Origin of the sequence: Sideroxyarcus emersonii (genome assembly GCF_021654335.1) — a bacterium.
GTDB lineage: Bacteria > Pseudomonadota > Gammaproteobacteria > Burkholderiales > Gallionellaceae > Sideroxyarcus > Sideroxyarcus emersonii.
In genome coordinates this window covers 2719581-2738141 of sequence record NZ_AP023423.1, presented here as the reverse complement: position 1 = coordinate 2738141, position 18561 = coordinate 2719581, and the positions used below count along the sequence as shown (strand labels likewise).

General features: G+C 56.2%; 20 protein-coding genes. All 20 read left to right on the top strand.

The window, feature by feature from the left end; translation table 11 throughout:
- The first annotated feature begins 142 nt into the window (after window positions 1-142).
- The 20 genes from rpmH to glmS all read left to right on the top strand — a co-directional run bounded on the left by rpmH (window position 143) and on the right by glmS (window position 18513).
- Entirely contained in the window at window positions 143-277 is a 135-nt protein-coding gene (gene rpmH, locus L6418_RS13420) for a 50S ribosomal protein L34 (protein WP_237247432.1), read from the top strand.
- A complete protein-coding gene (rnpA, locus tag L6418_RS13415) occupies window positions 274-630 on the top strand; it encodes a ribonuclease P protein component (protein WP_237247431.1) in 357 nt (118 codons plus the stop codon). Before rpmH ends, rnpA begins: the two co-directional genes overlap by 4 nt.
- Window positions 627-836, top strand: a complete 210-nt coding sequence (yidD, locus tag L6418_RS13410; protein WP_237247430.1) for a membrane protein insertion efficiency factor YidD — start codon at window positions 627-629, stop codon at window positions 834-836. Before rnpA ends, yidD begins: the two co-directional genes overlap by 4 nt.
- A gap of 23 nt (window positions 837-859) precedes the next feature.
- The gene (gene yidC, locus L6418_RS13405) at window positions 860-2494 is read left to right on the top strand and encodes a membrane protein insertase YidC (RefSeq protein WP_237247429.1); all 1635 of its coding nucleotides are present in this window, start codon (window positions 860-862) and stop codon (window positions 2492-2494) included.
- Window positions 2478-3821, top strand: coding sequence for a tRNA uridine-5-carboxymethylaminomethyl(34) synthesis GTPase MnmE (gene mnmE, locus L6418_RS13400; RefSeq protein WP_237247428.1), 1344 nt, complete (start codon window positions 2478-2480; stop codon window positions 3819-3821). Before yidC ends, mnmE begins: the two co-directional genes overlap by 17 nt.
- A gap of 90 nt (window positions 3822-3911) precedes the next feature.
- Entirely contained in the window at window positions 3912-5798 is a 1887-nt protein-coding gene (mnmG, locus tag L6418_RS13395; protein WP_237247427.1) for a tRNA uridine-5-carboxymethylaminomethyl(34) synthesis enzyme MnmG, read from the top strand.
- Window positions 5795-6418 carry a 16S rRNA (guanine(527)-N(7))-methyltransferase RsmG gene (gene rsmG / locus L6418_RS13390; RefSeq protein ID WP_237247426.1) on the top strand — a complete coding sequence of 208 codons (624 nt, stop codon included), beginning with the start codon at window positions 5795-5797 and terminating at the stop codon, window positions 6416-6418. The genes mnmG and rsmG overlap by 4 nt, the downstream gene beginning before the upstream one ends.
- Window positions 6415-7194 (top strand): ParA family protein, encoded by a 780-nt coding sequence (locus L6418_RS13385; RefSeq protein WP_237247425.1) that lies wholly within the window; start codon window positions 6415-6417, stop codon window positions 7192-7194. The genes rsmG and L6418_RS13385 overlap by 4 nt, the downstream gene beginning before the upstream one ends.
- Window positions 7195-7217: 23 nt before the next feature.
- On the top strand, window positions 7218-8084 hold the full coding sequence (locus L6418_RS13380) for a ParB/RepB/Spo0J family partition protein (RefSeq protein ID WP_237247424.1): 867 nt from the start codon (window positions 7218-7220) through the stop codon (window positions 8082-8084).
- Window positions 8062-8565: an ATP synthase subunit I gene (locus tag L6418_RS13375; RefSeq protein ID WP_237247423.1), complete on the top strand. Its 504-nt coding sequence runs from the start codon at window positions 8062-8064 to the stop codon at window positions 8563-8565. Before L6418_RS13380 ends, L6418_RS13375 begins: the two co-directional genes overlap by 23 nt.
- A 3-nt stretch (window positions 8566-8568) precedes the next feature.
- The gene (atpB, locus tag L6418_RS13370) at window positions 8569-9432 is read left to right on the top strand and encodes a F0F1 ATP synthase subunit A (protein WP_237247422.1); all 864 of its coding nucleotides are present in this window, start codon (window positions 8569-8571) and stop codon (window positions 9430-9432) included.
- A gap of 54 nt (window positions 9433-9486) precedes the next feature.
- Entirely contained in the window at window positions 9487-9726 is a 240-nt protein-coding gene (atpE, locus tag L6418_RS13365; protein ID WP_013031107.1) for a F0F1 ATP synthase subunit C, read from the top strand.
- 42 nt (window positions 9727-9768) lie between these two features.
- Window positions 9769-10239 (top strand): F0F1 ATP synthase subunit B, encoded by a 471-nt coding sequence (locus L6418_RS13360; RefSeq protein WP_237247421.1) that lies wholly within the window; start codon window positions 9769-9771, stop codon window positions 10237-10239.
- Between the two features lie 5 nt (window positions 10240-10244).
- The gene (locus L6418_RS13355; RefSeq protein WP_237247420.1) at window positions 10245-10778 is read left to right on the top strand and encodes a F0F1 ATP synthase subunit delta; all 534 of its coding nucleotides are present in this window, start codon (window positions 10245-10247) and stop codon (window positions 10776-10778) included.
- 30 nt (window positions 10779-10808) lie between these two features.
- Entirely contained in the window at window positions 10809-12350 is a 1542-nt protein-coding gene (gene atpA, locus L6418_RS13350) for a F0F1 ATP synthase subunit alpha (RefSeq protein WP_237247419.1), read from the top strand.
- Window positions 12351-12363: 13 nt separating this feature from the next.
- Entirely contained in the window at window positions 12364-13230 is an 867-nt protein-coding gene (atpG, locus tag L6418_RS13345; RefSeq protein WP_237247418.1) for a F0F1 ATP synthase subunit gamma, read from the top strand.
- Between the two features lie 136 nt (window positions 13231-13366).
- On the top strand, window positions 13367-14788 hold the full coding sequence (gene atpD, locus L6418_RS13340) for a F0F1 ATP synthase subunit beta (RefSeq protein WP_237247417.1): 1422 nt from the start codon (window positions 13367-13369) through the stop codon (window positions 14786-14788).
- 16 nt (window positions 14789-14804) lie between these two features.
- On the top strand, window positions 14805-15230 hold the full coding sequence (locus L6418_RS13335; protein ID WP_237247416.1) for a F0F1 ATP synthase subunit epsilon: 426 nt from the start codon (window positions 14805-14807) through the stop codon (window positions 15228-15230).
- Between the two features lie 93 nt (window positions 15231-15323).
- The gene (gene glmU, locus L6418_RS13330; RefSeq protein ID WP_237247415.1) at window positions 15324-16688 is read left to right on the top strand and encodes a bifunctional UDP-N-acetylglucosamine diphosphorylase/glucosamine-1-phosphate N-acetyltransferase GlmU; all 1365 of its coding nucleotides are present in this window, start codon (window positions 15324-15326) and stop codon (window positions 16686-16688) included.
- A gap of 1 nt (window position 16689) precedes the next feature.
- On the top strand, window positions 16690-18513 hold the full coding sequence (gene glmS / locus L6418_RS13325) for a glutamine--fructose-6-phosphate transaminase (isomerizing) (RefSeq protein WP_237247414.1): 1824 nt from the start codon (window positions 16690-16692) through the stop codon (window positions 18511-18513).
- Window positions 18514-18561 lie beyond the last annotated feature (48 nt).

Sequence of the window (18561 nt, the reverse complement as noted above, 5' to 3'; positions counted from 1 at the left end):
AGGCACTAAAATATATCGCAATAATTCCGGGACATTCTACAAGCTCTGTAAAAAGTTATCCACAGCATAAAAAGACTTGACAGGAATCACGCTAACGATTGTAATCGCGCGCTTTTCAACAGTATAACAGTCAGGAGTAAGCATGAAACGCACTTATCAACCTTCCGTCACCAAAAGAAAACGTACTCACGGCTTTCTGGTTCGCATGAAAACCAAAGGTGGGCGCGCTGTTATAGCAGCACGCCGCGCACGTGGGCGTGCACGACTCGGCGTGTGATACAGAAAGCAGTCCAGACTTTTCCCCGGCGCTTTCGCCTTTCGCGTCGGGAAGGTTTTACCCGGATACTGCAACAAAGGGCACGAACCAATTCATGGTTTGCTGTTCATAGCGAAGCAAACTCAATTGGACATGCCCGCCTCGGCATGTCAGTCAGTAAGCGATTGTTGCCTGCTGCAACGCAGCGAAATTTTGTTAAGCGTATGATTAGAGAGTGTTTTCGTATTCATGCGCGGCAAGGGGCTGCCAGCGACATAGTGATAAGGCTACGCAAGCCGCTGGATAGCAAAGATATTTCGGTAGCAAGATTTACCCTGGCAGAAACTCTCAAAACGGTGCTGGCGGCAAAATGAAATCGATCTTGTTGCTCATGGTACGTGGATACCAGTTGATGATACGGCCTGTGCTACCTCCATCATGCCGCTTTAGCCCATCTTGTTCACAATATTCACATGAAGCAATTTCAAAATATGGTGCGCTAAAGGGTTTGTGGTTGACGATAAAGAGGCTAATACGTTGTAATCCATGGAATCCGGGCGGCTATGATCCCGTACCATAACTAAAAACACAGGTGAAACTTTGATGGACATGCGGCGGTTGTTCTTATTTCTGATTTTTTCCTTCTCCCTGGTCATACTTTGGAGCGAATGGACACATCAAAACGAACCTGCGATATCAGCTGTTGAAGCCGCAAAAACAAAGGATCCATCCATACCGGCTGAACCGGTCAGGCCAAAAGAGCAGGTATCGGCACCAGCGGAAACACAAAAAGTATCCGTCAGCGGAAACAAGATCGTAGTAACAACCGATACTTTCAAGGCTGAAATCAACACAGCCGGCGGCAATATCCAACGTCTGGATCTGTTGCAGCACAAAGAGGCCAGCGATCAAAGTAAACCCCTGACTTTATTGCAACAGCGTGGAGATCATATCTACATTGCACAATCCGGCCTGCTGGGAAAAGGATTGCCTACGCACAATGCGGAATTTTCGGCCGCTGGCGATGAGTTCCATCTTGCCGAAGGTCAGGACAAGCTGGAAGTGAGACTGACCGCCATCGATACCGGCGAAGCGCAAGTCACCAAGGTGTATACCTTCCATCGTGGCAGCTACCTGATCGATGTCGGATATGAAATCGTAAACAAGGGCACGGTGGAACTGCTGCCGTCTGCCTATTTCCAGCTGGTGCGGGACTCTACTCCCGTGAGTGGTACATCCAAATTCGTACCGACTTATACGGGTCCGGCGGTATATACCGATCAGGAAAAGTTCAAAAAGGTCGAGTTTTCGGACATCGAAAAGAACAAGGTCAAATTGCCAACGAATCCGGACAATGGCTGGATCGGCATGTTGCAGCATTACTTCGTGTCCGCATGGTTGCCCGCAGCGAAAGGGCCTCGCGAGTTCTACGCGAAGAAACTGGAAGGTAACGAGTTTTCGGCGGGTGTGATTTTGCCTGTCGCCAAGATCGAACCAGGCCAGACAGGGAAGATTTCAGCTACGTTATACGCGGGCCCGGCTCAATCCAAGCTTGATGACATCGCACCGGGCCTGGGTTTGACCGTGGACTATGGCTGGCTCACGATCATCGCAACCCCGTTGTTCTGGCTGTTGTCGCATATTGATGACTGGATACACAATTGGGGCGTTTCCATCATCTTGCTGACGGTGTTGATCAAACTGGTGTTCTTCCCGCTTTCGGCCGCAAGCTACCGTTCCATGGCCAAGATGCGCCTGCTTGCGCCAAAGCTGGAGAAAATCAAGCAGCAATACAGCGATGATCGCGAGAAGCTGAACCATGCCATGATGGATCTGTACAAAACGGAGAAGATCAATCCTTTGGGTGGCTGCCTTCCAATGCTGATCCAGATCCCGGTATTCATTGCGTTGTATTGGGCAATCTTGTCCAGCGTAGAACTGCGCCACGCGCCGTTCTTCGGCTGGATCACGGACCTGTCGGCAACCGACCCCTATTACGTCTTGCCGCTGATCATGGGTATCAGCATGCTGGTGCAGAGCAAGCTTAACCCGCTTCCGCCAGATCCGCTGCAAGCCAAACTCATGCAGATCATGCCAGTCGTGTTCAGTGTGGTGTTTTTCTTCTTCCCCGCCGGGCTGGTGTTGTACTCCGTTGTAAACAACATCCTGTCCATCGCACAGCAGTGGTACATCACACGCGGTCAGGCAACCGCAACCAAAGGTGGCGCCAAAGCCTGACAATATTGCGGCGATCGCCACCGCCCCTGGGCGCGGTGGCATCGGCGTGGTACGAGTGTCTGGGCGGGACCTGGCCGGAATGGCGTTAGCCCTGACTGGTCGGCAGCTGCCCCCCAGATTTGCTACCTACAGTCCATTTATTGCTGCCGATGGCGCATTACTGGATCAGGGTATCGTCATTTATTTCCCTGCGCCACATTCATACACCGGTGAAGAGGTGCTGGAATTTCAAGGACATGGTGGACCAGCCGTGCTGCAATCCGTGTTGCAGCGCTGTCTGGAGCTGGGAGCGCGCCTCGCACAGCCAGGTGAGTTTACCCAACGCGCATTTCTCAACGACAAGATGGATCTGGCACAGGCCGAGAGCGTGGCCGATCTGATCGATGCCACCACCGAGCAGGCAGCCCGCAGTGCCGTGCGATCATTACAAGGGGAATTTTCCGCCGCGATACACAAGACCGTCGAACAGCTCATCGAGTTGCGCATGCTGGTCGAGGCGACGCTGGATTTTCCCGAGGAAGAGATTGATGCCGATGACCGGAAACTTTGTAGCAGCAAGCTTGCAGCGCTATTTCAGGAAATTGAGCGCATTTCTGCTCTAGCCAAGCAAGGCAGCATCCTGCGTGAAGGGGCACAAGTAGTTCTGGTAGGCGCACCCAACGCAGGAAAATCCAGCCTGCTCAATCGTCTTGCCGGCGAAGAGGTGGCGCTGGTGAGCGAAATTCCTGGCACCACCCGCGATGCGATACGCCAAGCACTGCAGATACGCGGTGTACCTCTGCACTTGATCGATACTGCCGGATTGCGTGAAACGACGGATGCCGTTGAACAAATGGGCATAGCCCGTACACAACAGGCATTGACCCGCGCAGATGTGGTGCTGGTCTTATTGGACGAATCCCAGCATCGAAGCGAGCTTGAGGACCGTACAATATTGGCTTCTTTGCCGGACAAAATCCCGCGACTGTATCTGCATAACAAGATTGACCTTAGCGGGCATGCGCCGGGTCTTGAATTCAAGGATGGAGAGAAGCACCTTTTCATCTCTGCAAAAAACGGCGCGGGAATGGTCGAGCTGCAGGAGAAAATCCTGGAAACGATAGGATGGCATCAGGAGACAGGCGTTTTCATGGCGCGGGCACGCCATCTAGAAGCACTTGCAGATACCAGGAAACATCTGCAGGCTGCGGAACTCGAAATAGCCCGTCCTGAGCTTTTTGCCGAGGAATTGCGCTTGGCCCAAGATGCGCTCAACAGCATTACTGGAGAATTCAGCGCAGACGATTTGCTGGGCGAGATATTCAGTCGTTTTTGTATTGGGAAATGACGGTGTTTCACGTGAAACAATTTCCTTTCAAAATTATCCCCGCAAATCGTTTTGGGGTATGATGCGCGTCCTCATTTTGGTAGCTGACGGATGCGCGAACCGGACAAATTCGATGTCATTGTGATAGGCGGCGGCCATGCCGGCACAGAAGCCGCGTTGGCAAGTGCTCGCGCTGGCTGTGCCACGCTATTGCTGACACATAACATCGAAACACTGGGCGTCATGTCATGCAACCCCTCTATCGGCGGCATAGGTAAAGGGCATCTGGTGAAGGAAGTCGATGCCCTGGGTGGGGCGATGGCTGCAGCAACGGACGAAGGTGGCATCCAGTTTCGCATCCTGAATGCATCCAAGGGGCCGGCAGTCCGCGCAACGCGAGCCCAGGCAGACCGGGCGCTTTATAAGCAGGCCATCCGTAAGCGTTTGGAAAACCAGCAAAATCTCTGGTTGTTCCAACAGCCTGTGGAAAAACTGTTGATAGAAAATGGCCGTATTGCAGGAGTACAGACTCAGCTGGGGTTGAGTTATCACGCCAAAACGGTAGTTTTGACTACCGGTACATTTCTGGCTGGATTGGTGCATGTGGGCCTGTCGAATTACCCAGCAGGCCGCGCTGGCGATCCACCATCGCTTGGGCTGGCACACAATCTGCGGGAATTGGGACTTCCAACTGGGCGCCTGAAAACTGGGACGCCGCCGCGCATCGATGGGCGCAGCATCGATTTTTCCGTAATGCAGGAGCAGCATGGCGATATGCCTGTGCCCGTATTCTCGTTCATGGGACGCGCTGAGCAACATCCAAGGCAACTGCCCTGCTGGATCACCCAGACGAATGAGCGGACGCATGAGATTATCCGCAATGGATTGGACAAGTCCCCATTGTTTACAGGCGTTATCGAAGGAGTGGGTCCACGCTATTGCCCATCCATCGAAGACAAGATCACGCGCTTTGCGGGCAAGGATTCACATCAGATATTCCTGGAGCCTGAAGGGCTGACTACACACGAGATCTATCCTAATGGTATTTCGACCAGCCTTTCCTACGATACGCAGCTGGCATTGGTGCGCTCGATAAAAGGGCTGGAAAACGCACACATCACACGCCCTGGCTATGCCATCGAATATGACTATTTCGATCCGCGCAGCTTGAAAATGTCATTGGAAAGCAAGGTGATAAATGGCCTGTTCCTGGCGGGGCAGATCAACGGCACAACCGGCTATGAGGAAGCGGCCGCACAAGGCTTGCTGGCTGGTGTGAATGCAGCCTTGCAAGCCAAAGAGCTGGAGCCGTGGTGTCCGCGAAGGGACGAAGCATATCTGGGGGTGCTGGTGGACGATCTGATCACGCGCGGCGTATCCGAACCCTACCGCATGTTCACCAGCCGTGCCGAATACCGTTTGCAATTGCGCGAAGACAATGCCGACATGCGCTTGACCGAAATTGGCCGGCGCTTGGGCCTGGTGGATGAAGCTCGATGGTTGGCGTTTGAAACCAAACGGGAAAAAATCGAACGCGAACTGCAGCGATTGAAATCGACCTGGATTAATCCGCGCATGCTGGAAAAAGCCGATGCTGAACGCGTACTGGGCAAAGAGATCGAGCGTGAATATTCGTTGTATGACCTGTTGCGCCGCCCGGAAGTGAGCTATGCGACCTTGATGACACTTCCCGGCGCACAAAAGGAAGAGGGCGGCGAAGTCGCCGAACAGGTGGAGATTCTTGCTAAATATCAAGGATATATAGAGCGTCAGCGGGACGAAATAGCACGCCAGGAAGGACATGAGACGACGCAATTGCCAGCCGATATCGATTATGCGACGGTGCGCGGATTATCGATCGAGGTGCGACAGAAACTAACCCAGCACCGGCCCCAGACGTTGGGGCAGGCTGCGCGCATTTCCGGCGTGACTCCTGCGGCGATTTCCCTGTTGTTGGTACATTTGAAGCGAGGCTTCAAACAAGAAAAGGCCGCATGAGTCTGGCGCAGGAACTGGCAGAAGGAATCGCCGCGATGGAGCTGGCGGTGACATCCGAACAGCAGGCGAAGTTGCTGGATTATCTGGCACTGTTGCGCAAGTGGAATGCGGTATACAACCTTACCGCGATACGCCAGCAGGAACAGATGGTAAGTAACCACCTGCTCGACAGCTTGGCCGTATTGCCTTATTTGTGGCCGCAACGCTGGCTGGATGTGGGTTGTGGCGGAGGCTTGCCGGGGGTGATTCTGGCCGTGATGCGTCCGGAGTGGTCGTTCACCTTGCTGGATAGCAATAGCAAGAAAACCGGTTTTGTTCAGCAAGCTGCAATCGAGTTAGGCCTGCGCAATGTGGAAGTTCGCTGTGAGCGGGTAGAGCAATGGCAGGCACCACAGAAATTCGACGGGATCATTTCCCGCGCTTTTGCCGAAGCAGCGGATTTCGTTATGCTGACCCGGCATCTGTTGGCCGAAGGCGGCCGCTGGGCGGCCATGAAGGGAGCTCCGGAACAAGAGCTGGCACGGCTTCCTGCGGGAGTGAAAGTAGAAAGAGTGATCACATTGCAAGTTCCTAAACTAGAAGCGGCCCGCAGTCTGGTCGTGTTGGGGGTAGAAAAATGAGCAAGATATTGGCAATCACCAATCAAAAGGGGGGTGTGGGCAAAACCACGACCAGCGTCAATCTGGCTGCAAGCCTTGGAGCGGCGAAACAGCGCGTCCTGTTGATCGACCTCGATCCGCAAGGCAACGCCACCATGGGCAGCGGAATCAACAAGGCCGATCTGGAAGCGACCGTCTACGACGTATTGCTGGGCGAAAAAACGATTGCCGAAGCGCGCATCAGATCGGACGCCTGCAAATACGATGTATTGCCGGCAAATCGCGAGCTGGCGGGTGCGGAGATTGAACTGGTAGATGTTGAAGGCCGCGAGATGCGATTGAAGGAAGAATTGCTGCCGGTATTGAATGAATACGATTACATCCTGGTCGATTGTCCCCCTGCGCTGAACCTGCTCACCTTGAATGGATTGTGCGCCGCGAAATCGGTAATGATCCCGATGCAATGCGAATACTACGCCCTGGAAGGTTTGAGCGATCTGGTCAATACCATCCGCAAAGTGCGCGAAAACCTGAATCCGGACCTGGAGATCGAGGGCCTGCTGCGCACCATGTTCGATCCGCGCAATGCCTTGGCGCAACAGGTTTCTGAACAATTGCAGCAACATTTCGGCGACAAGGTCTATCGCACGGTCATCCCGCGCAACGTGCGTCTGGCGGAAGCTCCCAGCTTCGGCATCCCGGCGCTGTATCACGACAGCCAGTCCAAGGGGACGCTGGCCTACCTGGCACTGGCGGGCGAAATGCTCAACAACGCGACCGCACAAGTCGCTGCATAACAAGTTTCAACAAAGGGAAAATCATGGCAAAACCGATCAAGGGATTGGGGCGCGGCCTGGATGCGCTGCTTTCCGGAAACAGCACATCGAAACAGAACGACGTATTGCGCGAACTCAAGGTCGAACAACTGAAGCCCGGCAAATACCAGCCGCGCAGCCGCATGGACGAAGCGTCGCTGAACGAACTTGCTGCCTCGATCAAGGTGCAGGGCGTCATGCAACCCATTCTGGCGCGCGAGCTGCCCGAAGGCGGTTACGAGATTATTGCCGGCGAACGCCGTTGGCGTGCAGCGCAGCTGGCCGAATTGAAGATCGTGCCGGTCATCGTGCGCAAGGTGCCGGATAACGCGGCACTGGCGATGGCGCTGATCGAAAACATCCAGCGCGAGGACCTGAACCCGCTGGAAGAGGCGATCGGCATTCAGCGCCTGATCGACGAATTCCAGATGACCCACCAGGCAGCAGCAGATGCGGTCGGCCGTTCACGTAGCGCCGCCAGCAACTTGCTGCGTTTGCTCAAATTGCCGCAAGCCGTACAGGACATGTTGATGGCTGGCTCCCTGGATATGGGACATGCGCGGGCTCTGCTGTCGCTGGAAGGCGCACAGCAGATATTGCTGGCCAACAGGATCGTGCTGGAAGGGCTGTCGGTGCGCGAGGCGGAAAAGCTGGTTCAACAACAAGGCGAACAGGTGCCTGCCAAGCCGGAAAGCAAAAAAACGCAGAAACCGAATCGCGATACCCAACAGTTGCAGGAAGACATCAGTGCTCATCTGGGGACCCGTGTGGAAATCAAGTCGAACCGGAAGGGCGGCGGCAAGCTTGTTATCGAATACCTGAGTAACGATCATTTGGAAGAACTCCTCGGTGGACTCCGTAACGGACGCTGAAAAGCGCGCTGGCAAGGGGGATATCGCAGAACAGGGTTTGACACCCCCGCTAAACGCCGCTATCATCGCCGCGCTTTTCACAGCCGAAGTCCAAGAAAAACGGTTAGCGCGCAAGGTAATTGGTCTGCAAACCATTGCCACGCTTGTCGCTGCAGGCATAACAGCATTTTGCTGGAGAAGTTCGCCGCAATACGCGATAGCGGTGTTAGGTGGTGGAGGGATATCCGTTCTCAATGGAGCTTTGCTGGCTTGGAGGATGTCTCGAGCAGCATTGCATTCTGCCCATGACGCACATCAACAGTTACGGCTTATGTATTTTTACGCTGCCGAGCGTTTCCTGGCAGTTGTCGCATTGCTGGGAATCAGCTTGGCGGTGCTGAAACTATCGCCACTGGCGGTTTTAAGCGGTTTTGTATTGGGGCAAACGGTGCTGCTTGCAGCCCGGTTGTTAATGAAGATCAAGATTGAAGATAGCGACTAAATCATGTCCACCGAAGTGCAAACATCAGCGGAATATATCCATCACCACCTGCAGAACCTGACCTACGGCCATTTGCCTGACGGAACATGGGGCGTTGCACATACTTCAGAAGAAGCCAAGGCGATGGGTTTCTGGGCGCTGAATCTGGATACCTTCTTCATGTCACTGTTGCTCGGTGTGGCTTTCCTGTTCCTGTTCCGCATGGTGGCAAAAAGCATCGTTGCTGGCACCCCGGGCGGATTGCAGAATTTCTGCGAATGGGCCATCGAATTCGTTGATACCAGCGTGCGCGGTTCGTTCTCCGCGAAGAACAACATGATCGCTCCGCTGGCCCTGACCATCTTCTTCTGGGTGTTCTCCATGAACCTGATGGACCTGATACCTATCGACTACGTGCCGCACCTGATGGGCGCACTCGGGGTGCCGTTCTTCAAGGTCGTTCCTTCCACCGATCCGAACGCCACTTTCGGCATGGCAATCGGCGTGTTCCTGCTGGTGCTGTACTACAGCATCAAGATGAAGGGTTTGGGCGGATTCATGGGTGAACTGACACTGCAGCCTTTCGGCAAATGGGGCATGCCCATCAATCTGCTGCTGGAAGGCGTGAACCTGATCGCCAAACCGATCTCCCTTGCGCTGCGTCTGTTCGGCAACATGTATGCCGGCGAAATGATCTTCATCCTGATCGCGCTGATGGGCGGAGCCTGGGCTGGATTCTCGGTCGGCAACGCCACGCTTTACGGCTCGCAGGTGCTGTTGTCCCTCGGCTGGGCGATCTTCCACATCCTGATCGTGACCTTGCAGGCGTTCATCTTCATGACGTTGACAGTGGTCTATCTGGACATGGCGCATCAGGAACACCACTAAAACATAAATTTTCGGCTTCATTAACTTCACTTTTATCAAATAGGAGAAATACAAATGGAATTAGCAAACGCACTGCTGTACATCGCCGGCGCATTGATGATGGGTCTGGGCGCACTTGGCGCAGCGGTTGGTATCGGTATCCTGGGTGGCCGCTTTCTGGAAGGCGCAGCCCGTCAACCTGAGCTGATCCCGATGCTGCGTACCCAATTCTTCGTGGTGATGGGTCTGGTCGACGCCGTTCCGATGATCGCTGTCGGTATCGCGATGTACGTTCTGTTTGCGGTGGCACACTAATTCGCCGTCAGCGACAACGCATAATTTAGAAAGGAAGCTTGCATGAACATCAATGCAACTCTTCTCGCCCAGACCATCATGTTCGCCCTGTTCGTGTGGTTCTGCATGAAGTTCGTATGGGCACCGATCATCGGCGCGCTGGAAGCACGCAAAAAGCAGATCGCCGATGGATTGGCAGATGCGGAACGTGCCAAGCAGGATCTTGAGCTGGCCTCCAAGCGTTCCGCAGAGCTTCTGCGTGAAGCCAAGGAAAAAGCGGGCGAGATCGTGGCGAACGGCGAAAAGCGCGCAAGCGAAATCGTCGAAGAAGCCAAAGGACAAGCCAAGGTTGAAGGCGATCGTATCATCGCCGGTGCCAAGGCCGAGATCGAACAGGAAGTGTTCCGCGCCAAGGAGCAGTTGCGCACGCAGGTTTCCGCGATCGCGCTGGCTGGTGCGGGGAAGATTCTGGGACGCGAGATCGATGCCAAGGCGCACAACGACTTGCTCGATAAACTCGTCGCGGAAATCTGATCGCCATGTCCGAAGCCATTACCACTGCCCGTCCCTATGCCCAGGCGGCATTCGATGAGGCGCAAAAACTGAATGCGCTGAAGGCATGGTCGGAGATGCTGCTGTCTCTGGCCGAAGCCGTAAACCATCCTGAAGTTTATGCCGTCGTTACCAATCCGCGCGTTCCCAAAAAGAAGGTCGAAGACCTGATGGAGGCGATGGTTGGTAGCGGCGCCAGTACGCAACAACGCAACTTTGTGCGCATATTGGCGGACAACCAGCGTTTGCAAGTACTGCCCGAGATCGCCGCACTGTTTGAGGCACTGAAGGCCGAAGCCGAAAAGACCGTCAATGTGGTGGTGGATGCAGCCTTTGAGCTGTCGCCAGCCCAACAAGACAAAATCGTCAGCTCGCTGAAAAAGCGCATGGGTCGAGAGATCAAGCTGACCTGCAAGGTCAATAAAGAATTGCTGGGGGGCGTGGTCATCCGCGCCGGAGACAAAGTGATCGATGGCTCTGCGCGTACCCGACTCACTGAAATGGCGAACGCCCTAGCCTGATAAAGATTTATCAAGAATGAGGAAATCCAGATGAAGCTCAACCCTTCCGAAATTAGCAATCTGATTCGCAGTCGCATCGAGAATTTCGAAGCACTGACCCAAGCGCGCACTGAAGGTACGGTGGTCAGCGTGACCGACGGTATCGTCCGTGTCCACGGTTTGTCCGATGTGATGCAGGGCGAAATGTTGGAATTCCCGGGCAACACCTTTGGTCTGGCGCTGAACCTCGAGCGCGACTCCGTCGGCGCCGTGATTCTGGGTGAATATGAACACATCACCGAAGGCGACACCGTCAAGTGTACCGGCCGCATTCTCGAAGTGCCGGTCGGCCCCGAACTGCGCGGCCGCGTGGTCAACGCGCTGGGACAGCCGATCGACGGCAAGGGTCCGGTCAACACCAAGATGACTGACAAGATCGAAAAGGTCGCACCGGGCGTGATCGCACGTAAGTCGGTCGATCAGCCAGTACAGACCGGCCTGAAGTCCATCGATTCCATGGTTCCGGTCGGCCGCGGTCAGCGCGAACTGATTATCGGCGACCGCCAGACCGGCAAGACCGCGGTCGCTGTCGACGCCATCATCAATCAAAAAGGTCAGAACATGACCTGTATCTACGTTGCGGTAGGCCAGAAAGCCTCGACCGTCGCCAACGTGGTGCGCAAGCTGGAAGAGCACGGCGCGATGGAATACACCATCGTGGTTGCGGCGACCGCTTCCGACTCCGCCGCGATGCAGTTCCTGGCACCTTATGCCGGCTGCACCATGGGCGAATATTTCCGTGACCGCGGCGAAGACGCACTGATCGTTTACGACGACCTGACCAAGCAAGCCTGGGCATATCGCCAGATCTCGCTGTTGCTGCGCCGTCCGCCCGGCCGCGAAGCTTATCCCGGCGACGTGTTCTATCTGCACTCCCGTCTGCTGGAGCGCGCAGCCCGCGTGAACGCCGAATACGTCGAAGCCTTCACCAAGGGTGCCGTCAAAGGCAAGACCGGCTCGCTGACGGCGCTGCCGATTATCGAAACGCAAGCTGGTGACGTGTCCGCATTCGTGCCGACCAACGTGATCTCCATTACCGACGGCCAGATCTTCCTGGAAGCCGACCTGTTCAACGCCGGTATCCGTCCCGCGATCAACGCCGGTGTATCGGTGTCCCGCGTGGGTGGTGCAGCACAGACCAAGGTCATCAAGAAGCTGGGCGGCGGTGTACGTCTGGCCTTGGCGCAGTACCGTGAACTGGCTGCTTTTGCACAGTTCGCTTCCGACCTGGACGAGTCTACGCGCAAGCAATTGGAGCGCGGCCGTCTGGTGACCGAGCTGATGAAGCAACTGCAGTATTGCCCGCTCTCGGTGTCCGACATGGCAACGACCCTGTTTGCGGTCAACAAGGGTTATTTCGACGACGTCCCTGTGGCCAAGGCATTGGCATTCGAAGCCGCCCTGCACGCCCACCTGAAGTCCAAGAACAAGGCCCTGATGGATGCCATCGAATCCAGCAAGGACCTGTCTGCCGATAACGAAAAACTGCTGTCCGCAGCGATCGAATCGTTCAAGGCAACTGCAGTCTACTAAGGCGAGGTGAGTTATGGCGGGCAGTAAAGAAATTCGCACCAAGATCAAGAGCGTGGAAAACACGCGCAAGATCACCCGTGCGATGGAAATGGTGGCAGCAGCGAAAATGCGCAAAGCGCAGGAACGCATGCGTGCCGCTCGCCCCTATGCCGAGAAGATCCGCAATGTGGCAGCGCACTTGTCTCGCGCCAATCCGGAATACAAGCATGCATTCCTGGTCAAGCGCGACAGCATCAAGAACGTCGGTCTGATCGTCGTCACGTCCGACAAGGGCTTGTGCGGTGGCTTGAACACCAACCTGCTGCGTCTGGCTGTGGGCGAAATGAAGACATGGCAAGGCGAAGGCAAGGACCTCATGGTCTGCGCAATCGGCAACAAGGGTTTCGGCTTCATGAACCGCATCGGTGCCAAGGTGAAGTCGCACCTGACCGGTTTGGGCGATACACCCCACGTTGAGAAGCTGATCGGTGCGGTAAAAGCCATGCTGGACGCCTATGTGGCCGGCGAGATCGATGCCATCTACCTGAGTTACAACCACTTCATCAACACGATGAAGCAGGAGCCGCGCGTGGAGCAACTGCTACCGCTCAGCGGAGAGCAGATGGGCACGGCCGAAGGCAACTGGGATTACATCTACGAACCCGATGCGAAGAAAGTCATCGACGAGTTGCTGCTGCGCTACATCGAATCGCTGGTGTATCAGGCGGTCGTAGAGAATATGGCATCCGAGCAAAGCTCGCGTATGGTGGCGATGAAAGCAGCTTCGGACAACGCCAAGAACGTCATCAGCGAGCTGAAACTGGTTTACAACAAGGCGCGCCAGGCAGCGATCACCAAGGAAATTTCCGAGATCGTGGGCGGTGCGGCAGCAATTGGATAGCGCAGTTTGAAGATCGGGCGAGGCTAATGTGAGCGTAGCGAACGTTATGACGAGACCAAATCTTCAAGGTGCAGCAGCGATCGGCTAACGGTCTGCAGCAAAGAATTCAGAATTAATTTAGACGGGGAATCTTAAAATGAGTCAAGGAAAGATTGTTCAGTGTATCGGTGCCGTGGTCGACATCGAATTTCCGCGCGACAAAATGCCCAAGGTGTATGAAGCCTTGACGCTGGCCGATGCGGGCAACTCCACGGCAGAAGTGGGCCTGACCTTCGAGGTCGAGCAGCAGCTGGGCGACGGCGTTGTGCGTACTATCGCGATGGGTTCTTCCGACGGTCTGCGTCGCGGCATGGTGGTGAATTCCACCGGCAATCCGATCCAGGTGCCCGTGGGTACAGGTACCCTGGGACGCATCATGGACGTGCTGGGTCGTCCGATCGACGAAGTGGGCCCGATCAAGAGCGATGAGAAGCGCTCGATTCACCAGGCTGCACCGAAGTTCGACGAACTGTCCCCTTCCGTTGACCTGCTCGAAACCGGCATCAAGGTGATCGACCTGGTTTGCCCGTTCGCCAAGGGCGGCAAGGTTGGCCTGTTCGGCGGCGCCGGCGTGGGCAAGACCGTGAACATGCTGGAACTGATCAACAACATCGCGAAACAGCACTCCGGCCTGTCCGTGTTCGCCGGTGTGGGTGAGCGTACCCGCGAAGGTAACGACTTCTACCACGAAATGTCCGACGCAGGCGTTATCGACAAGGAAGACTTCACCAAGTCCAAAGTGGCGATGGTGTTCGGCCAGATGAACGAGCCGCCCGGCAACCGTCTGCGCGTTGCGCTGTCCGGTCTGACCATGGCTGAAAAATTCCGTGACGAAGGCCGCGACATCTTGTTCTTCGTGGACAACATCTACCGCTACACCTTGGCCGGTACCGAAGTGTCCGCGCTGCTGGGTCGTATGCCTTCCGCCGTGGGCTACCAGCCGACGCTGGCCGAAGAAATGGGCCGCCTGCAAGAGCGTATCACCTCGACCAAGGTAGGTTCCATCACTTCCATCCAGGCCGTGTATGTTCCCGCCGACGACTTGACTGACCCGTCTCCGGCAACCACGTTCCTGCACCTGGACTCCACCGTCGTGTTGAGCCGCGATATCGCTTCGCTGGGTATTTACCCTGCGGTCGATCCGCTGGATTCCACTTCCCGCCAGCTCGATCCGCTGGTTGTGGGCGAAGAGCACTACGGCGTGGCACGCAAGGTCCAAGCAACGCTGCAGCGTTACAAGGAGCTGCGCGACATCATCGCGATCCTGGGTATGGACGAACTGTCTCCCGAGGACAAGCTGTCCGTGGCACGTGCACGTAAGATCCAGCGTTTCCTGTCGCAACCTTTCCACGTGGCCGAAGTGTTCACTGGCGCCCCGGGCAAGTACGTGACCCTGAAGGACACCATCAAGGGCTTCAAGGGCATCGTCGAAGGCGAATACGACCACCTGCCGGAACAGGCGTTCTACATGGTGGGCGGCATCGAAGAAGCGGTCGAAAAAGCCAAGACGCTGCAATAACTGAAAAGGAACAACCATGACAATGACCGTACATGTGGACGTGGTGAGCGCCGAAGAGCAGATCTTCTCCGGCCTCGCTGAAGTCGTCGTGGTTCCGGGCGAGATGGGCGAACTGGGTATCTATCCTCGCCACACTGCACTGCTGACTCGCATCAAACCCGGTACGGTGCGCATCAAGCGTCCTGACCAGGAGAACGAAGAGTTGATCTACGTTTCCGGCGGCATGCTGGAAGTGCAGCCCAACGTAGTGACCGTTCTGGCCGATACAGCGATCCGCGGGCACGATCTGGACGAAGCACGTGCGCTGGAAGCAAAGCAGGCAGCGGAAGAGGCGCTCAAGAACCGCACTACCGATATCGACTACGCGCAAGCGCAAGCCGAATTGGCAGAGGCCATCGCCCAGCTGCGCGCGATCCAGCAGCTGCGCAAGCATACGCACTAAGCCGCAAGCTGTTCAGCATCAAACAAAAAAGCAGCTTCGGCTGCTTTTTTGTTGCGTGAACGATATACTTCCGCATCCTTGAAAAGCCCTGATATGAGCCCATTGAACATCGTCATCCTTGCTGCCGGCAAGGGCACGCGCATGTATTCCGACAAACCCAAGGTATTGCACGCGCTGGCCGGCAAGCCGCTGGTCCAGCATGTGCTGGATTGCGCCGTATCATTGCAGCCGCAACAGATCTGCGTGATCTACGGGCACGGCGGCGAAGCTGTGCCGCAGGCGATGCAGCAATATGGAGCGAAGTTCGTGATCCAGGAGCCGCAGCTCGGTACCGGTCACGCAGTGCAACAGGTTCTGCCGCATCTTGAAGATCAGAGCCGGACGCTCGTGCTATATGGCGACGTTCCACTGATCCAGCACAGCACCCTGCACCAGATGCTACAGGCTGGCGACGGGCTGGTGCTGCTCACCGTCAACCTCGATAAGCCGACCGGCTATGGCCGCATCGTCCGCGACGGGCAAGGCGACGTGCAATGCATCGTCGAGGAAAAGGATGCCACGACAGAACAACGCCAGATTGGTGAAGTGAATACCGGTATCCTGCTGGCCCCGACCGCAAAATTGCGTACATGGTTGGGCAAGCTGGGCAACAACAACGCACAAGGTGAGTACTACCTCACAGATATTGTGGCGATGGCCGTCCAGCAAGGCGTGACAGTGCACACGGTGCATCCTGCCCAGAACTGGGAAGTCGAGGGCATCAACAACAAGCAGCAGTTGGCAGCGCTGGAACGGGTCCAGCAACGGACCGAATCCAACAGCTTGATGGCGCGGGGAGTGACGCTGGCAGATCCTGAACGCATCGATGTGCGAGGAACTCTCCAGTGCGGCCGCGACGTCCAAATCGATGTCGGTTGCATCTTCGAGGGTGAAGTGAAATTGGGTGACCGTGTGAGAGTGGGTGCCTACAGCATCATCCGCGATGCAAGCATCGGCCAGGATACGCAGATCTTCCCATACAGCCACATCGAGGCCAGCGAAACCGGGGAAAATTGCCATATCGGCCCATATGCCAGACTGCGTCCGGGCAGCAAATTGCACGACGGCGCGCATGTCGGGAATTTCGTCGAGATCAAGAACAGCGAGATCGGTTCGGGCAGCAAAGCCAATCACCTGAGCTATATCGGGGACAGCACGGTAGGCAGTCGTGTCAATATCGGCGCTGGCACCATCACTTGCAACTACGACGGGGCCAACAAACACCGCACCGTGATCGGTGACGATGCGTTCATCGGTTCAGACACGCAACTGGTGGCACCCGTCACCGTGGGCAAAGGTGCCACCATCGGCGCCGGCTCCACCATTACCAGGAACACGCCGGATGGCGAACTGACCTTGTCGCGCAGCAAACAGGTGAGCATCGCCGGATGGCAGCGCCCGCAAAAAGGAAAGAAATAACATGTGTGGAATCGTCGGAGCCATAGCAAATCGGAACATCGTGCCTGTCCTGGTAAACGGCCTGCTCCGGCTGGAATACCGCGGTTACGATTCTGCAGGCTTGGTGGTGGTGCACAACGGAACACTTGACCGGGTGCGCAGTACCGGCCGGGTGGCAGAACTGGCGGAAAAAAGTGCCAAAACCTATGGTGAACTGGGCATCGCCCATACCCGCTGGGCAACGCACGGTGTGCCCAGCGAGCGCAATGCCCATCCGCACATCAGCCGCAACCTGATAGCCGTGGTGCACAACGGCATCATCGAGAACTACGAAGAACTGCGTGCCGACCTCACGGAACGCGGATACGAATTTACTTCGGACACCGACACCGAAGTGATCGCCCACCTGATCCACAGCCACTATGCACAGGGCAGCCTGCTGGTCGCGACACAGGCGGCGCTGGCGCAACTGGTCGGCGCATATGCCATCGGCGTGGTGGCGGCGGACAATCCGCATCAATTAATTGCGGCGCGCAAAGGCAGCCCGCTGCTATTGGGGGTCGGCGAGGGTGAACACTTCGTTGCATCCGACATGTCGGCACTGCTGCAGGTCACCAGGAACGTCGTTTACCTCGAAGAAGGCGACGTGGTCGAAGTGAACCTGGACGGCTACCGTATCTTCAACGCACAGGGTGCGGAGATCGGAAGGCCGGTGCATGTCAGCGAACTGAACAACGACAGCGTGGAGCTGGGCGAATACCGGCACTACATGCAAAAGGAAATACACGAACAACCGCAGGCGCTGGCGAACACACTGGAATCGGTATGCAACAGCCAGTCGCTGGTGCCCGGCATCTTCGGCGCGGAAGCGAACAACATTTTCCCACAGGTGGAAAACATCCTTATTCTCGCCTGCGGCACCAGTCATCACGCCGGCATGGTGGCGCGCTACTGGCTGGAAGAGATCGCAGGCATACAGTGCACGGTCGAGATCGCCAGCGAATACCGTTACCGCAGCAGCGTCACCAGACCCGGAACGCTGGTGGTCACCATCTCGCAATCGGGCGAGACGGCAGATACGCTGGCAGCGCTCAATCACGCCAAAACGACCGGCCACCTGTTTACGTTGGCAATCTGCAACGTACCCGAAAGCGCCATCATCCGCCAATCCAAGCTGCGCCTGCTGACGCGGGCAGGTCCGGAGATCGGCGTCGCTTCGACCAAAGCCTTCACGACCCAGCTTGCCGCGCTTTTCCTGTTGACGCTGGTGCTGGCCAAGCTGCGCGGCAGGCTGGATACAGAACGCGAGCAACAGTTTTTGCACGAGCTGCGTCACTTGCCCAGTGCGGTGCAAAAGGTGCTGGCGCTGGAGCCGGAGATTGCAGAATTGTCGAAACAATTTGCCGACAAGCACCACGCCCTGTTTCTCGGGCGCGGGCTGCACTACCCGATCGCGCTGGAAGGCGCACTCAAGCTGAAAGAGATCTCGTATATCCACGCCGAGGCCTATCCTGCCGGGGAGCTGAAACATGGCCCGCTGGCACTGGTGGACAAGGACATGCCGGTGGTGTCGGTGGCTCCCAACGACGCTTTGCTGGAAAAACTGAAATCCAACCTGCAGGAAGTGCGTGCGCGCGGCGGAGAACTGTACGTCTTTGCCGACGCGAACACGCACATCAAAGAGGCCGAAGGCGTACATATCCTGCAAATGCCCGAACACGCAGGTTTTCTGAGCCCTATTCTGCACACCATTCCACTGCAACTGTTGGCATATTACGTTGCGTTGCAGAAGGGAACGGATGTGGACAAGCCACGCAATCTTGCAAAATCCGTCACCGTAGAGTGATGAACATTGCATAGGGCTTGCGGCGAAGGCTGACTTGCGTACAGGCCA

Excerpts from the sequence above, each read along its gene's own strand:
- glmU (WP_237247415.1), top strand. The coding sequence starts at position 15,324 with ATGAGCCCATTGAACATCGTCATCCTTGCTGCCGGCAAGGGCACGCGC.
- atpA (WP_237247419.1), top strand. The coding sequence starts at position 10,809 with ATGAAGCTCAACCCTTCCGAAATTAGCAATCTGATTCGCAGTCGCATC.
- atpG (WP_237247418.1), top strand. The coding sequence starts at position 12,364 with ATGGCGGGCAGTAAAGAAATTCGCACCAAGATCAAGAGCGTGGAAAAC.
- L6418_RS13355 (WP_237247420.1), top strand. The coding sequence starts at position 10,245 with ATGTCCGAAGCCATTACCACTGCCCGTCCCTATGCCCAGGCGGCATTC.
- yidC (WP_237247429.1), top strand. The coding sequence starts at position 860 with ATGGACATGCGGCGGTTGTTCTTATTTCTGATTTTTTCCTTCTCCCTG.
- rpmH (WP_237247432.1), top strand. The coding sequence starts at position 143 with ATGAAACGCACTTATCAACCTTCCGTCACCAAAAGAAAACGTACTCAC.
- atpB (WP_237247422.1), top strand. The coding sequence starts at position 8,569 with ATGTCCACCGAAGTGCAAACATCAGCGGAATATATCCATCACCACCTG.
- atpD (WP_237247417.1), top strand. The coding sequence starts at position 13,367 with ATGAGTCAAGGAAAGATTGTTCAGTGTATCGGTGCCGTGGTCGACATC.
- L6418_RS13380 (WP_237247424.1), top strand. The coding sequence starts at position 7,218 with ATGGCAAAACCGATCAAGGGATTGGGGCGCGGCCTGGATGCGCTGCTT.
- L6418_RS13360 (WP_237247421.1), top strand. The coding sequence starts at position 9,769 with ATGAACATCAATGCAACTCTTCTCGCCCAGACCATCATGTTCGCCCTG.
- L6418_RS13385 (WP_237247425.1), top strand. The coding sequence starts at position 6,415 with ATGAGCAAGATATTGGCAATCACCAATCAAAAGGGGGGTGTGGGCAAA.
- mnmG (WP_237247427.1), top strand. The coding sequence starts at position 3,912 with ATGCGCGAACCGGACAAATTCGATGTCATTGTGATAGGCGGCGGCCAT.
- rsmG (WP_237247426.1), top strand. The coding sequence starts at position 5,795 with ATGAGTCTGGCGCAGGAACTGGCAGAAGGAATCGCCGCGATGGAGCTG.
- glmS (WP_237247414.1), top strand. The coding sequence starts at position 16,690 with ATGTGTGGAATCGTCGGAGCCATAGCAAATCGGAACATCGTGCCTGTC.
- yidD (WP_237247430.1), top strand. The coding sequence starts at position 627 with ATGAAATCGATCTTGTTGCTCATGGTACGTGGATACCAGTTGATGATA.
- atpE (WP_013031107.1), top strand. The coding sequence starts at position 9,487 with ATGGAATTAGCAAACGCACTGCTGTACATCGCCGGCGCATTGATGATG.
- L6418_RS13335 (WP_237247416.1), top strand. The coding sequence starts at position 14,805 with ATGACAATGACCGTACATGTGGACGTGGTGAGCGCCGAAGAGCAGATC.